Consider the following 14,580-nt stretch of genomic DNA (forward strand, 5'->3'; position numbering starts at 1 on the left):
TCCATCGCGGCCCATCAAGCGCGGGCACCGTGACCGCGACGCTATCCGTCGGGCTGCGGTTACCCGCAAGGGAGACTAGTTACCCCGACGAAACCGCTCGAAGAAGTCAGGAACCTGCGACGGCACCGTCTTCCGCTGCGGCGTCGGCGTCGGCGTGGGCACGGGCGAGCTGATAGTTGCTGGTTACGCTGGACACGTGGACTTCCTGATCACGGCGCACGATGCCGACGATGCGATCGAGCGTCGGCGAGAACATCGCCCTGCTCACCTCGAGAACGTCCGGCGTGTTGCGCGCGACGGGCACGTGCGCAGTGCCGGGGCGATACTCGACGCCGAGGGGCAGATGGTCGGCTCGACACTCCATGTGACGTTCCCCTCGCGCCGGGATCTCCAGGCCTGGCTCGACTCCGACCCGTACACGGTTGGCCAGGTCTGGCAGACCGTTTCAGTGCAGGAAATCCGTCTCGCGAACCTCTCTGACCCGGCTCCCCAATAACGGCCGTTGCCTACAGGCACCTCCTCCGACCTGTCGCCGAGAACTGCTGTGTTTGCCCCGGCGACATCCCGAGAGAACCAGCGTCGGTGCCCGGCGATACGGTGCGTGCAGCGACAAGGATGCCGTCATGACCGAGCCCGCCATCGACCCGCAGATCATCACACGGCTACTGCCGCCCGCGACGAGGCGCAAGAGCGAACCCCCAAGTGGGAAGTCCGGCTCGGGTCGACACTCATCGGCTGGATAGAGGCTCACAAGATCGGTAGCGCCTCGGCCACGTTCTACTTCGCGTATGGCGTCATGGCCGGCACCGACGAGACAGTCGACCTTGAGAGCAGCATCGAGTTCGACGAGCGGGTCGACCTGCTGCAGCGCTTCCACGCCCACCCGATGGTCGCTGAGCAGCACATACGGCTTGGGTACAGCGGCGACCGTCAACGAGGCTGACTGCGCACTACTGTCGGCCGTCCCGGCGGCGCCACACCGACCACTTACGCGGCCAGCGCGTAGCCGGTAGACTGGGAGGACAATCGGGTACCCCTCAAATGCTTCCTCGGCTCGTCGAGGAAAAGAGTCGCCGGCTCGTGCAGCAGAGCGCGGGCGATGTCCGCCCTCCGGCGCTGACCGCCGGAGAGCCGCCCGTACGGGCGGTCGAGCACCTCGTCGAGCTCGATCAGGGCGGACAGTTCGGCGAGGCGGCTCGCGAACCTGCCGCGCGGGACGCGGGAGAGCGTGGCCCGCAGCCGCAGGTTCTCGCGGACGGTGAGCCCGTCGTCGAGGAGCGAGCGCTGGAAGACCACGCCGATCGCCGCGCGGACGGCCTCGGCCTGGGTGCGGACGTCGTGGCCCGCGACCCGCATCGAGCCGGCGTCGGCGCGGAGGAGCGTCGTCAGGCAGCCGATCGTCGTGGACTTGCCCGCGCCGTTGGCGCCGAGGAAGGCGAACAGCTGTCCGTCGAGGACCGAGAAGCCCACGTCGTCGACCGCGCGCACGGAGCGGTATGACTTGACCAGTCCGTCGACCTCGATCGACACCGCCACCCCCTCTCCGCCACAGCGCCCCGCAAGAGCGTCCCGTCAGGGCACCCCGTCAGGGCGTCACGTGCACGCTGACCTGCACGTGTGGTGAGTCTGACAGACGCGGGGGGGGATCCGCGCCTGGCGTCGTTCGCTCAGCCGTCGAAGCGCACTCCGCGCGGCTGAGGACGGGATGCCTCGTCGAGCGCCTGACGGGCCGCCGCCAGCGCTTTGCCGCCGTACCCGCGCCGGGCGAGCTGACCGCTGAGCCGTCGGAGCGCCACCTCGCGGTCGAGGTCGCGCATCGACCTGGCCTTCTGCCGCGCGAAGTCGAGCGCTCGCTCGAACTCGTCGTCGGGCAGCTCCGCGAGCACCGCGTCGACGACCTCGCGCGGGATGCCGCGCTGCGAGAGCGTCTGCGAGACGGCGCGGCGCCCCTGACCCTTGCGGTCGACGGCCGTGTGCACGAGCTGCTCGGCGAGCTTCGCGTCTTCGAGGTAGCCGAGCCCGACGAACCGCTCGACGATCTCGTCGGAGGACGCCTCGTCGACCTCCCGTTCGCGGAGCACACCGCGCGCTTCGCGCACCGACAGCGAGCGGGTGCGCAGTTTGCGCAGGAGCGCCGCCTCGCCCGCCGCGGCACTCTCGTCGGCGCTGTCGCCCTCCGGCTCGTCATCCTGACCGCCGAGGTCCGCGACCTGCGCGGTCCACGTCGGATGCCACGCGGCGGCCCGCTCATCGCCGTCGGGCGCCAGCGCCGCATCCACACCGCCCGCGTTCACGACATCCGCGTCCCCACGGTGCGCCGGCCCCGCCCCGCGCCCGGCGACTCCCCGCTCGGCGGGTGCGGCCGGAGCCGCCCCGCCGAACAGGGGGATCACGGGGGCGAGACGGTCGTCGCCGTCGCTCATCACGCCGGGCGTCGCTCGGCGAGGTCGGCGACGGGCGCGGCCTCTTCGACGACCTTCGGCTGGCCGATGCCGAGCTTCTGCTTGATCTTCGTCTCGATGTCGGCGGCGATGTCGGCGTTCTTGATGAGGAAGTTGCGGGCGTTCTCCTTGCCCTGGCCGAGCTGTTCGCCGTCGTACGTGTACCAAGCGCCCGACTTCTTCACGAGGCCGTGCTCCACGCCAAAGTCGATCAGCGATCCTTCGCGCGAGATGCCCACGCCGTAGAGGATGTCGAACTCGGCCTGTTTGAACGGCGGGGCCATCTTGTTCTTCACGACCTTGACGCGCGTGCGGTTGCCGACTGCCTCGGTGCCGTCCTTCAGCGTCTCGATGCGACGGATGTCGAGGCGCACCGACGCGTAGAACTTCAGCGCCTTGCCACCGGCGGTGGTCTCGGGTGAGCCGAAGAACACGCCGATCTTCTCGCGCAGCTGGTTGATGAAGATCATCGTGGTGCCGGTCTGGTTGAGGCCACCGGTGAGCTTGCGCAGCGCCTGCGACATGAGGCGCGCCTGGAGACCCACGTGCGAGTCGCCCATCTCGCCCTCGATCTCGGCCTTCGGTACGAGGGCGGCGACCGAGTCGATCACGACGAGGTCGATCGCGCCCGAGCGCACCAGCATGTCGGCGATCTCGAGCGCCTGCTCACCGGTGTCGGGCTGCGACACCAGCAGCTGGTCGATGTCGACGCCGAGCTTCTGGGCGTAGTCGGGGTCGAGCGCGTGCTCGGCGTCGACGAACGCCGCGATGCCGCCGGCGCGCTGCACGTTGGCGATCGCGTGCAGGGTGAGGGTCGTCTTACCCGACGACTCCGGTCCATAGATCTCGACGATGCGGCCGCGCGGCAGGCCACCCACCCCGAGGGCGACGTCGAGGGCGATGGACCCGGTGGGGATCACGGCGACGGGTGCGCGCTCGTCGCTGCCGAGGCGCATCACCGAGCCCTTTCCGAACTGCCGGTCGATCTGGGCGAGGGCCGATTCGAGGGCCTTCTCGCGGTCTGCGGGTGAGGGCATGACGTGCTCCTTCGTGCTCTGCGCGGCTACGCCGCGTCGGGGTGTCCGTCGCCTGTAGGCTGCCGCCCTTGCTCCCGACGGGAGTTCGGTGCGACAAGGCGGAGGTGTCGTGATGACGCTGTCCACGTTACGAACACCCTCCGACATCGACGGATGATCGAGCGAGGGATGCGGCGAAACGGTGGACAACTTCTCCACGATGCCTCTTGTGGAGGAGCCTATGCCTGCCTCGAACAAAAGTACGACGACACGCTGGAACGACACGCCGTCGCGTCGAGGCCCGCTACGGCCGGCGCGGGTCGAGCAGTCCCACGCCGTGGCGGCGCGACTCGGGCACGTCGGTCTCGACGCAGAGCGCGAGCCAGACGTCGCGCATCGGCACGCCGTCATCGATCGCCTGCGCGGCCGTGCGATAGCCGACACCGGAGAGCGACAGGTCGGTCACCACGAACGCGGCGCGCGGTCCGAACTCGTCGTCGACGGCGCGCTGGAACTCGCTGCGCCGCACGTCAGCGCAGCGACAGCTGCGACTGGATGTCGCGGTCGAGCGCGGCGAGGTCGTCGGGCACGACGTCGGGGAAGACCTGCAGGCCCTCGAGCACCGAGATGCGGTCGCCCACTTCGCGCATGATCGTCGAGATGGGCACATCGAGCGCGTCGGCGACCGAGGCGAGGATCTCGCTGGATGCCTCTTTCTGACCGCGTTCAACCTCGCTCAGGTAGCCGAGGGCGACGCTGGCGCGCCCCGCCACCTGGCGGAGGGTGCGCCCCTTCTGCAGGCGGAAGTCGCGTAGGACTTCGCCGATCTCCTGACGAACCAGGATCATGTCGGGCCCCCTCCTCTGACAGTGACTCCGCGTCCCGGTCGGGATGCAGTACAGCTCTTGCACGTCACCCTAAACCCCGAGTGCTGGGGAATGGGTGGGAATCACCATTCGTAACAGGGATGTCACACCGCGTATTCCCCGCGGCCGTCCCCGCCGTCGTGGCCGGAAGTGCGTCGCGCCCCTCCACGAGACGGAGTCGTCAGAGCGCCTCGAGCGCGATCCGCACCGCGAGCGCCGCGGCCTCGGCGCGGATGGCGGCGCGGTCGCCGGAGAGCTGCACCGACTCGACCCGGGAGCCGAGCGGCGTGGAGACGGCGACGTGCACGGTGCCGACCGGCTGACCGTCGGGCGAGACGGGCCCGGCGATCCCGGTCGTCGCGATGCCGACATCCGCGGGCAGCCCGTCGTGTCCGAGGGTGCGGCGCACGCCGTCGGCCATCTGACGCGCGACGCGCGGGTGCACGGGGCCGTGCGCGCTCAGCAGGGTCTCGTCGACGCCGAGGAGCGCGGCCTTCACGTCGGTCGCGTAGGCGACCACTCCCCCGCGGAGCACGGCGGACGACCCCGGAACCGAGACGATCGACGAGACGACGAGACCGCCGGTGAGCGATTCGGCGACCGCGACGGTCCAGCCGAGCTCCCCCAGCCGCGCGACGAGCCGTTCGGGCTCACTCTGCCGCCCCACGGACACCTGCGTGTTCTCGAGGTCGTCGGGCAGCTCGGGAAGCCCCGGCAGCGAGCTCACCGGGCTCACCGCGCCGCCTGCCGGCCGCGGCGCGCGCCGCGGACCTCCGTGACGACGTAGTCGATGCCGCTCGCGACGGTGAGGATCACGGCGATCCACATGGCGATCGTGTTGACGACGTGGATCCAGTCGCCCACGATCGTCCACAGCGGCAACAGGGCGAGCGACAGGGCGACGGCCTGCGCGACGGTCTTGAGCTTGCCCATCCACGCGGCGGCGACGACGTGATCGCTCGCCACCACCAGCCGGTGCACGGTGATGCCGACCTCGCGCACGAGCACGACGATCGTCACCCACCAGGGCAGCTCGCCGAGGATCGAGAGCCCGACGAACGCACAGCCGGTCAGCGCCTTGTCGGCGATCGGGTCGAGGAGCTTTCCGAGATCGGTGACGATCTCGTACTTGCGGGCGAGGTAGCCGTCGATGCCGTCGGTCGCGATCGCGACGATGAACAGGATCGCCGCCCACCAGCGCAGCGGTCCGTCCTGACCGCCGTCGGCGAGCAGCATCCACAGGAAGACCGGCGCGCACAGGATGCGCACGATCGTGATCGCGTTCGGGAGCTGCCGGGGGATCGCCACGAGCCGAGCCTACTGGTCGCGCCCGGTGAGCCCCCAGGCATCCTCGGATGAGTCGTCGGACTCGACGACCTCGTATCCGTCGAACTGCGCGTCCACCGCGTCCGCGCCGTGCGGGTCTCCACCGCCGGACGCGGCGGACGCCTCCGGCGCGGGCGGGTCGTCGCCGCGGAGGCGGGCGAGCACCTCGGGCAGCTGGTCGGGCGTGACGAGCACGTCGCGGGCCTTCGAGCCCTCGGAGGGACCGACGATCTCGCGCGACTCGAGCAGATCCATCAGGCGCCCGGCCTTCGCGAACCCGACCCGGAGCTTCCGCTGCAGCATCGACGTCGAGCCGAACTGCGTCGAGATGATCTGCTCCGCCGCCGCCAGCAGCAGCTCGAGGTCGTCACCGATGTCGGCGTCGATCTCCTTCTTCTCGGCGACCGCCTCGACGTCCTTGCGGTACTCCGGGCGCGCCTGGTTCTTGACGTGGTGGACGACCTTCTCGATCTCGCTCTCGGCCACCCACGCGCCCTGCACGCGGAGCGCCTTCGAGGCCCCCATCGGCAGGAAGAGTCCGTCTCCCTGACCGATCAGGCGGTCGGCGCCGGGCTGGTCGAGGATGACGCGCGAGTCGGTGACGCTCGTCACCGCGAACGCGAGCCGGGAGGGGACGTTCGCCTTGATGAGACCGGTGACGACGTCGACCGACGGGCGCTGCGTGGCGAGCACGAGATGGATGCCACTGGCGCGCGCGAGCTGCGTGATGCGCACGATCGAGTCCTCGACGTCGCGCGGGGCGACCATCATCAGGTCGGCGAGCTCGTCGACGACGACGAGCAGATACGGATAGGGCTTGAGCACCCGCTCGCTGCCGACGGGCAGGTTGATCTCCCCCGCGACGACGGCGCGGTTGAAGTCGTCGATGTGCCGGAACCCGAACGACGCGAGGTCGTCGTAGCGCATGTCCATCTCTTTCACGACCCACTGCAGCGCCTCGGCCGCCTTCTTCGGGTTCGTGATGATGGGGGTGATCAGGTGCGGCACCCCGGCATACGAGGTCAGCTCGACGCGCTTCGGGTCGATGAGCACCATCCGCACCTCGGACGGCTTCGCGCGCATCAGGAGGCTCGTGATCATCGAGTTCACGAAGCTCGACTTGCCCGATCCGGTCGAGCCGGCCACGAGCAGGTGGGGCATCTTGGCGAGGTTCGCCACGACGTAGCCGCCGCCGACGTCCTTACCCACCCCGATCGTCATCGGGTGGGTCTGGCTCGTCGAGGCCGGCGAGCGCAGCACGTCGCCGAGCGTCACGATCTCGCGGTCGGTGTTCGGGATCTCGACGCCGATCGCACTCTTGCCGGGGATGGGCGCGAGGATCCGCACCTCGTTGGATGCCACGGCGTAGGCGATGTTGTTGGTCAGCGCCGTGATCCGTTCGACCTTCACGCCCGGGCCGAGCGCGATCTCGTACTGCGTGACCGTCGGGCCGCGCGAGAAGCCGGTGACCCGGGCATCCACGCCGAACTGCTCGAACACCCCGGTGATCGCCGCGACGACGCGGTCGTTCGCCTCGGAGCGCGCCTTCGGCGGCGTGCCCTGGGCGAGCGCGGCCACCGCGGGGAGGCGGTACGGCGGCGCCGGCGGCCGGCCGTCGTGGTCGTCGCCGAGTGCGGAGATGCCCGGCAGCACGCCGTCGTCGAGCACGATCTCGCCGCTGTCCTCACGGATGCCGGTGTCGGCACGCCCCGCCCGGCTCGCGGCCTTCTTCGCGTTCGCGATCACGGCCGGATCGATGACCTCGGTCGCCGCGTCGGGGAGCGGCGGCACGGGCGGCAGCGGCTCGGGGGTCGGCACGGCGAGCGCCTGATCGAAGCCGCCGTCGCCCGACGTGCTGAGCAGGGCCGTGAGGTCGCCGGAGCCGAGATGTCCGTCGACGTCCTCCTCGCGGCCGGTCTTGTTGCGCCGCCACCAGGGCGTGCCGGCGTCTTTCGGGTCGTCGGACTCGTCGGGCGAGAACGCGACGGTCGGGCCGGTCGCGGTGGCATCCACCGGCGCCGGACGCTCGGCGTCGAACATCCACGCGTACAGGTCGCCGAGGCGCCGCCCGATGCGGTTCGGCGGGGTCTTCGTGAGGATGAGCACGGCGAGCACGGTGAGGATGCCGAGGACGAGATACGCCCCGACGTTCGTGAGGAGCGTGAGGGGCTCGCCCACCATCCAGCCGAACAGTCCGCCGGCGCCGCTCAGCCCGGGGAGGCCGTCCTTCGGCTGCGGGCGGCCGCCGGCAACGTGGCAGAAGCCGGCGATGCCGAGCACGAACAGGCCGAACCCGATGCCGATGCGGCCGTTGTCGTGCACGGACGGCGGATGCCGGAAGAGCCAGCCGGCGAGGAGGAGCAGGAGCACCGGCATGATGAACGCGACCCGGCCGATGAGCGCGCCGACCGAGTAGGCGCTGATCGTCGTGCCGACGTCGGTGCCGATGAGGAACCATTCGACGATCGCGCCGGCGACCGCGAGGAGGACGAGCAGGAACGGGAAACCGTCGCGACGCTGATCCTTCTCGAGCGTCTCGGCGCCGAACGCGCGGAACATGCCGCCGGTGGCATGCGCGAGTCCGAGCCACACCCGCACCGGCACGGCCGGCTTGTCGACCTCGTCGACGTAGCGCTTGGGCGCGGGGTCGGGCTTGCGGGCGCGCGACGAGGAGCCCTTCGCCGACGCGCGGGCGTTCGTGGGCGTGCTCGTGGAACGTGCCATTGCTCCACGGTACGGCCGGGGGCCGACATTTCCCCGGATTGACGCGGCCCGAAGGGCCGACTGCCGGGTGCGCCCGTCAGCGCAGGCGCTTGACCATCGTGTCGCGTCCGTGGCCCGCCTGGGTCACCGCGAAGCCCTCACTGCGATAGAGCTGCTGGGCGAAGTTACCGCGCTCGACCGACAGGCTGATCCGGCCGAAACCCTGCGCGCGAGCGTGCTCGCACAGCCGCTGCAGGAGCGTCCGGCCGACACCGTGCGCCCGCCAGATCGGCCGCACCCCGATGATGAGCTCGGGCACGCCCGTGCCGACGTAGCCAAATCCCGGGTCGGTGCGCGGCAGCATCCGATACCAGGCGGCGCCGATCGGCTGATCCTGCGCATCGACGGCGACGAAGCCGGCGTCGCCCGGCCGCATCCAGCCGGCGAGGTAGCGATGATGGTCGGGGTGGGCGATAACCTCGTGGCGCGGCCGCGCGCCGCCCTCGCGCCAGTTGGCTGCCTCGACGACCATGTCGCCGAGGAACGCGCCGTCCGCCTGGGTGGCGGGGCGGATGCGGAAGCTCGCGGGCATGCCCCGATGGTAGCGAGCCCCTGTTACGCCTCGATAACGCCTACGCCTCGATGACGAGCGGCACGATCATCGGGCGGCGGCGCAGCCGCTGGTTGACCCATCGTCCGATCGTGCGGCGGACGACCTGCGACAGCGCGTGCGTGTCGCGGACGCCCGACTGCGCGGCCTCGGTGAGCGCCGCGGCGATCTTCGGCTTGACGTCGTCGAAGACGCTGTCGTCCTCGGCGAAGCCGCGGGCGTGCACCTCGGGCCCCGTGATGATGCGACCGGTCGCCGAGTCGACGACGACGATGACGGAGATGAAGCCCTCCTCGCTGAGGATGCGGCGGTCCTTGAGGTCGGCGTCGGTGATCTCGCCGACGGACGAGCCGTCGACGTAGACGAAGCCGAGGTCGAGCTGACCGACGACCTTCGCGACGCCGCCGCGGAGGTCGACGACCGTGCCGTTCTCGGCGATGATCGTGTTCTCCGCCGGGATGCCCGTGTCCTGCGCGAGCTTCGCGTTGGCCATCAGGTGCCGGTACTCGCCGTGCACCGGCATGACGTTACGCGGCTGCAGGATGTTGTAGCAGTAGAGGAGCTCGCCCGCGGCGGCGTGCCCCGAGACGTGCACCTTGGCGTTGCCCTTGTGCACGACGTTCGCCCCGAGCTTGGTGAGCCCGTCGATCACGCGGTAGACGGCGTTCTCGTTTCCGGGGATCAGGCTGGATGCCAGGATCACCGTGTCGCCCTCGCCGACCTCGATCGCGTGGTCTATGTTCGCCATGCGCGAGAGCACGGCCATCGGCTCGCCCTGCGACCCGGTCGACATGTAGACGATCTTGTCGTCGGGCAGGTCCTTGGCCTTCTTGTAGTCGATGAGCACGCCGTCGGGCACGTGCAGGTAGCCGAGATCCTCGGCGATCGTCATGTTGCGGACCATCGAACGGCCGAGGAACGCGACGCGACGGCCGTTCGCCGCGGCCGCGTCGATCACCTGCTGGACGCGGTGCACGTGGCTCGAGAAGCTCGCGACGATCACGCGGCGCGGCGCCTTCGCGATGACCTGGTCGAGCACGGGGCCGATGGCCCGCTCGAGCGGGGTGAAGCCAGGCACGTCGGCGTTGGTCGAGTCGACGAGGAAGAGGTCGACGCCGTCCTCGCCGAGGCTCGCGAAGGCACGGAGATCGGTGAGCCGCCCGTCGAGGGGCAGCTGGTCCATCTTGAAGTCGCCGGTGGCGAGCACCGTCCCGGCATCCGTGTGGATCGCGACGGCGAGCGCGTCGGGGATCGAGTGGTTCACCGCGACGAACTCGAGGTCGAACGGACCGACCTGCTCCTCCTGACCCTCTTCGACGGTCAGGGTGTAGGCCTTGAGGCGGTGCTCCTTGAGCTTCGCCTCGACGAGCGCGAGGGTGAGCTTCGAGCCGATGAGAGGGATGTCGCTCTTGAGCTTCAGCAGGTACGGAACCGCGCCGATGTGGTCTTCGTGGCCGTGCGTGAGCACGACGCCCACCACGTCGTCGAGCCGGTTCTTGATCGGCTCGAAATCGGGAAGGATCAGGTCGACGCCGGGCTGGTGCTCCTCGGGGAAGAGCACGCCGCAGTCGACGATCAGGAGCTTCCCGTCGTATTCGAAGACGGTCATGTTGCGGCCGATCTCACCGAGACCGCCGAGCGGCGTGACGCGGAGAGTGCCGCTTTCGAGGGCGGGCGGGTCGTAGACGTTCGTGGGCATCGGATGCCTCCTTCGGGGCGCCGGGGTCAATCCGGCATCCGCGTTTCTTTGGGGTCGTGCGGTGTCAGCGTGTCGTGCCGTGCACCTTGGGGAGCGCTCCGCCCGCGGCCGCATTGCGGTCGGGACGGAAGTTGGAGAAGTCGGCGCCGTCGACGCCGCTGACGAGCGCCAGCTCGTCTTCGATGAGTGCGGCCTCCCACTCCTCCGGCCCGACCAGGGGCAGGCGGACGCGGGGGCTCGAGATGCGGCCGAGGCCGTGCAGGATGTACTTCGCGCTGACCGTGCCGGGCACGTGCGTCATGACGGCGCGGACGAGCGGTTCGAGGCTCTGATGAGCGGCGGTCGCGGTGGCGAGATCGCCGCGGTTCACGGCATCCACCATCACGCGGTACGGCGCGGCGGTGATGTTCGCCGTCACGCCGATGAGGCCCGTCGCCCCGATCGCCATGTGCGGGAGGGCGTTGGCGTCGTCGCCGGAGAAGTACATCAGGTCGGTCTGGTTCAGCACGCGGCTGACCTCGCTGAAGTCGCCCTTGGCGTCTTTGATCGCGAGGATGTTCGGGTGCTTGGCGAGGCGCAGGATCGTCTCGTAGCGGATCGGCACGCCGGTGCGCCCGGGGATGTCGTAGAGGATGACCGGGAGGTCGGTGGCGTCGGCGACGAGGCGGAAGTGGGTGAGGATGCCGGCCTGGGTGGGCTTGTTGTAATACGGCGTGACGATCATGATGCCGTCGGCGCCGGCCTTCTCGCTCGCCTTGTAGAGCTCGATGGCGTGCGCCGTCTCGTTCGAGCCGCCGCCGGTGATGATCTTGGCGCGGCCGGCGGAGACCGACTTGCCGACCTCGACGAGCTTCAGCTTCTCGGGGTCGGTCAGGGTGGAGGTCTCCCCCGTGGTGCCGGTGACGACGACGCCGTCGGCTCCCGCGCTGATGACGTCGTCGATGTGCTTCTCGACGGCGCGCCAGTCGACCTCGCCGTCGGCCGTCATCGGAGTGACGAGTGCGACGAGAACCTGTCCGAACGGATTGCCCGAGTGCGTCATGGTTCCAGGCTATCGGTTGGCGCGGCAGGTTCTCCTCCGGGCATTCACTCGTGGATGCGTCATCAGCCGTCGGAGCGGTGGTGCAGGAGTCGACAGCCGGGACTCACCGGTGCACACCCGCCCCACCGGTCCGACGTCTGGCGAGGCAGAGCCGCTGCAGCGTCGCGACGATGGCCGCCTCGACGACCGACCAGTCGTGGACGATCAGCGCGTAGTCGAAGCGAAGTCGCTCATATCCGGCCGCGGCGGCGCGCGCGTCGCGGAGGAGATCCTTGTGGCGCTCCGCCTCACGGGCATGGCCCTCGCGGCCGTCGGACTCCACGATGAGCACGCCGTCGATGAGGAAGTCGACGCGGCCGACATCCCGGATCCAGACCTGGCATCGCACCGTGATCCCGAGGCGCAACAGCCGGAGCCGGAGGAGCGACTCGAGCCCGCTCTCCGCGTCGGAACGGGCGATGTCGACGAGCCACCGCTGACCTGCCCGCAACCCCGCGCGAACCTCGGCCCGCTCCGTTCGCCCCAGAAGGCCCAGATGCCAGGCAGATTCGAAGGCGGCGAAGAACGCCTCGTCGCCGAGGCACGAGGCGAGCTGTACGAGCGCCTGGACGATGCCGACCTGCCCGAACGCGGAGACGCCGTCGTCGCGGTGCGTCACGCAGTGGCATCCCGTGTGAGGAAAGGCCCGTCCGTGAGAGCCGACCCATACGTGCATCCGCGCGTCGTCGTCGAGCAGCCAGACGCCGATCCGCCGCAGCGCGCTCGCGCAGGCGACCTCTCCGCCGTGCGCGGCGGCCGTCTGCTGCTCGGCGAGGAGGTGGGGCAGGCAGTAGACGCCCGTTCGCACCCGGACGATCGCGCCGCGCGCGACGGCGCGGCGCAGGTCGTCCCGCGACGCCCCGGCCCGCAGCACCCCGCGACCCCGTCCGATGCCGCCTCGGATGGACAGGTGGTTGGCGATGGCGGCAGGAGTCATCCTCCGAGAATCGAGCTCTGCGGCACGCGGCGGGACGCCCGAGCCCCGATCTGTGCACCGTTGCCGATATCCGTCCGTTGGGGAGGAGGCGGCGACGACGGGTCGTCATCTGTCGGAGAGGTGGGGCTGGTGTTGTGCCGGGTGCCACTCCGGGCGACTCCAGCACCAGCGGCCCGACGCTTGGGGGTGGAGGGGTGCGAGAGGCGGTGCGGGGCGGGGTCAGCGGCCGGATTTGGCGAGGCGGGCGGCGAGCGGGGCGGGCACGAGGCGCGCGGCGCCGATGAGCAGTTTGTAGCGCAGCGACGGGATCGAGACGGCCTTGCCGTGCGCCGCGTCGCGGAGCCCCTCGCGGACGACCTCCGCCGCATCCAGCCACATGAACGGCGGGATGCCCTCCTGCCCCGGCGGCAGTCCCAGACGCTCGTGGAAGTTCGTGTGTGTGAAGCCGGGGCAGACCGCCGTCACCGTCATCCCGCGGGGGCCGTAGGCCGCGTTCGCCCACCGGCTGAACGAGACGATCCACGCCTTGACGGCGCCATAGGTGCCGCGTGGCAGGAAGGCGGCGACGGATGCCACGTTGATGATGCGTCCGTGTCCCCGCGCGAGCATGGCGCCGAGCGCCGCGTGCGAGAGGCGCATCGTCGCGCGGACGTGCAGGTCGAGGTGGCGCTCCTCGTCGGCGAGACCGTTCGCGGCGAAGTCGAGGTCGAGGCCGAACCCGGCGTTGTTGACGAGCACCTCAACGGGCCGCTCCGGATCGGCGAGACGGGATGCCACGGCGTCGAGCCCCGCGTCGTCGGTGAGGTCGGCCACGAGCACCTCGACCTCGACGCCGCGCGCGACGCGCAGGGCGCCGGCGAGCCGACCGAGAGCCGCTTCGTCGCGCGCGACCAGCACCAGGTCGGCGCCGCGGGCGGCGAGCTGCCGCGCGAACTCCGCTCCGAGGCCCGAGCTCGCTCCGGTGATGAGTGCCGTCTTCGCCATGCGGCCAGGGTACCCACCCGCGCCGAGCCGCACACGTGGACCCCGCGCGCCGAACGTGCGTAGGGTCGGGGCATGCTTGTGCACCTTTCGGAGTGGGAATGGGCGTGCCGCGGCGCGCGGTGACAGTGACGACGCGGGTGAGGTACGCCTGGCCTGGATGATCGGTCCCCCGAAGCCCTACACCGTCACCCTCACGCCCGTGCCCGGCGCGGTGCGGACCGTCCCGGTCACCCGCGTTCCGACGACGGCGCCCGATCCCGCGGCCGAGGAGAAGACCCGCCTCGTCCATGAAGCGGACGAACCGCCGTCGGGCCCCGTGGAGCTCTTCTCGGGCTACCTCGTCGAGCTGGATCCGGTGTGAACCGCATCCCCTCGGGGCGCAGGCTCAGCGCCGCAGCAGCGTGAGGAACCGGTAGGGCACCCCCGTGCGCGAGATCGCCCATCCCTCGTCCGGCGACGCGGCGGCGACCCGCCAGCCGGCGTGATCCGGGGCGAACGTGTCGCCGTCGGTGATCTCGAGATCGAGTTCGGTGACCTCCAGCACGGATGCCTCCGGCATCGCCTCGGCGAACAGTCCCGCCCCGCCGATCACCCACACCTCCGGCACGTCACCGGCGAGCGCCAGCGCCTCGCTCAGCGAGCCCGCACGCTCGGCACCGGCCGCGTCGGCGCCCGCGGCCCAGGCATCCGACCTCGTCACGACGATGTTGCGGCGCCCCGGCAGCGGCCGGAACCGTGCCGGGAACGACTCCCAGGTGCGGCGCCCCATGATCACCGGATGTCCCGACGTGACCTCCTTGAAGTGCGCGAGGTCTTCGGGCACGTGCCACGGCATGCCGCCGTCCCGCCCGATCACGCCGCCGCGGGCCTCGGCCCAGATCAGCCCCAGCCGCACGGTCGATCCCGGACGCACAGTC

At 70.5% G+C, this 14,580-nt stretch carries 17 protein-coding genes; 3 read left to right on the forward strand and 14 right to left on the reverse strand.

Going from position 1 to position 14,580, the window contains the following annotated elements:
• The first annotated feature begins 196 nt into the window (after positions 1-196).
• Positions 197-496, forward strand: coding sequence for a YciI family protein (locus tag LOK55_RS04520; RefSeq protein ID WP_229934433.1), 300 nt, complete (start codon positions 197-199; stop codon positions 494-496).
• A 300-nt stretch (positions 497-796) separates the two neighbouring features.
• Entirely contained in the window at positions 797-943 is a 147-nt protein-coding gene (locus tag LOK55_RS04525; RefSeq protein WP_196323301.1) for a hypothetical protein, read from the forward strand.
• Between the two features lie 44 nt (positions 944-987).
• Here LOK55_RS04525 and LOK55_RS04530 read toward each other — a convergent pair whose 3' ends face one another.
• From LOK55_RS04530 to LOK55_RS04590, 13 genes are all read right to left on the reverse strand, one after another.
• A complete protein-coding gene (locus LOK55_RS04530; protein WP_229934434.1) occupies positions 988-1,530 on the reverse strand; it encodes an ABC transporter ATP-binding protein in 543 nt (180 codons plus the stop codon).
• Positions 1,531-1,667: 137 nt separating this feature from the next.
• On the reverse strand, positions 1,668-2,423 hold the full coding sequence (locus tag LOK55_RS04535; RefSeq protein ID WP_229934435.1) for a regulatory protein RecX: 756 nt from the start codon (positions 2,421-2,423) through the stop codon (positions 1,668-1,670).
• Positions 2,423-3,478 carry a recombinase RecA gene (recA, locus tag LOK55_RS04540; RefSeq protein ID WP_141379891.1) on the reverse strand — a complete coding sequence of 352 codons (1,056 nt, stop codon included), beginning with the start codon at positions 3,476-3,478 and terminating at the stop codon, positions 2,423-2,425. Before recA ends, LOK55_RS04535 begins: the two co-directional genes overlap by 1 nt.
• Before the next feature lie 283 nt (positions 3,479-3,761).
• Positions 3,762-3,986, reverse strand: coding sequence for a DUF3046 domain-containing protein (locus LOK55_RS04545; RefSeq protein WP_141379890.1), 225 nt, complete (start codon positions 3,984-3,986; stop codon positions 3,762-3,764).
• Between the two features lies 1 nt (position 3,987).
• On the reverse strand, positions 3,988-4,305 hold the full coding sequence (locus LOK55_RS04550; RefSeq protein WP_141379889.1) for a helix-turn-helix domain-containing protein: 318 nt from the start codon (positions 4,303-4,305) through the stop codon (positions 3,988-3,990).
• 199 nt (positions 4,306-4,504) lie between these two features.
• Positions 4,505-5,059 (reverse strand): CinA family protein, encoded by a 555-nt coding sequence (locus LOK55_RS04555; RefSeq protein WP_229934436.1) that lies wholly within the window; start codon positions 5,057-5,059, stop codon positions 4,505-4,507.
• Complete coding sequence (gene pgsA, locus LOK55_RS04560; RefSeq protein ID WP_141379888.1) at positions 5,056-5,631, reverse strand: CDP-diacylglycerol--glycerol-3-phosphate 3-phosphatidyltransferase; 576 nt, start codon at positions 5,629-5,631, stop codon at positions 5,056-5,058. Before pgsA ends, LOK55_RS04555 begins: the two co-directional genes overlap by 4 nt.
• Before the next feature lie 9 nt (positions 5,632-5,640).
• Positions 5,641-8,373: a DNA translocase FtsK gene (locus LOK55_RS04565; RefSeq protein ID WP_229934437.1), complete on the reverse strand. Its 2,733-nt coding sequence runs from the start codon at positions 8,371-8,373 to the stop codon at positions 5,641-5,643.
• Positions 8,374-8,449: 76 nt separating this feature from the next.
• A complete protein-coding gene (locus LOK55_RS04570; RefSeq protein ID WP_196323305.1) occupies positions 8,450-8,944 on the reverse strand; it encodes a GNAT family N-acetyltransferase in 495 nt (164 codons plus the stop codon).
• Positions 8,945-8,984: 40 nt separating this feature from the next.
• Positions 8,985-10,661: a ribonuclease J gene (locus LOK55_RS04575; protein ID WP_229934438.1), complete on the reverse strand. Its 1,677-nt coding sequence runs from the start codon at positions 10,659-10,661 to the stop codon at positions 8,985-8,987.
• 64 nt (positions 10,662-10,725) lie between these two features.
• Positions 10,726-11,703: a 4-hydroxy-tetrahydrodipicolinate synthase gene (gene dapA, locus LOK55_RS04580; protein WP_141379883.1), complete on the reverse strand. Its 978-nt coding sequence runs from the start codon at positions 11,701-11,703 to the stop codon at positions 10,726-10,728.
• A gap of 103 nt (positions 11,704-11,806) precedes the next feature.
• Positions 11,807-12,679, reverse strand: coding sequence for a DUF559 domain-containing protein (locus tag LOK55_RS04585; RefSeq protein ID WP_229934439.1), 873 nt, complete (start codon positions 12,677-12,679; stop codon positions 11,807-11,809).
• Between the two features lie 219 nt (positions 12,680-12,898).
• Complete coding sequence (locus LOK55_RS04590; RefSeq protein WP_229934440.1) at positions 12,899-13,663, reverse strand: SDR family oxidoreductase; 765 nt, start codon at positions 13,661-13,663, stop codon at positions 12,899-12,901.
• 157 nt (positions 13,664-13,820) lie between these two features.
• Between LOK55_RS04590 and LOK55_RS04595 the strand changes: the two genes are divergently transcribed.
• Positions 13,821-14,024: a hypothetical protein gene (locus LOK55_RS04595; RefSeq protein WP_196323309.1), complete on the forward strand. Its 204-nt coding sequence runs from the start codon at positions 13,821-13,823 to the stop codon at positions 14,022-14,024.
• Positions 14,025-14,048: 24 nt separating this feature from the next.
• Here LOK55_RS04595 and LOK55_RS04600 read toward each other — a convergent pair whose 3' ends face one another.
• Positions 14,049-14,576 carry a dihydrofolate reductase gene (locus tag LOK55_RS04600; protein WP_229934441.1) on the reverse strand — a complete coding sequence of 176 codons (528 nt, stop codon included), beginning with the start codon at positions 14,574-14,576 and terminating at the stop codon, positions 14,049-14,051.
• Positions 14,577-14,580 lie beyond the last annotated feature (4 nt).

It is taken from the genome of Microbacterium sp. F2E, assembly GCF_020905435.1.
Classification (GTDB): Bacteria; Actinomycetota; Actinomycetes; order Actinomycetales; family Microbacteriaceae; genus Microbacterium; species Microbacterium lacticum.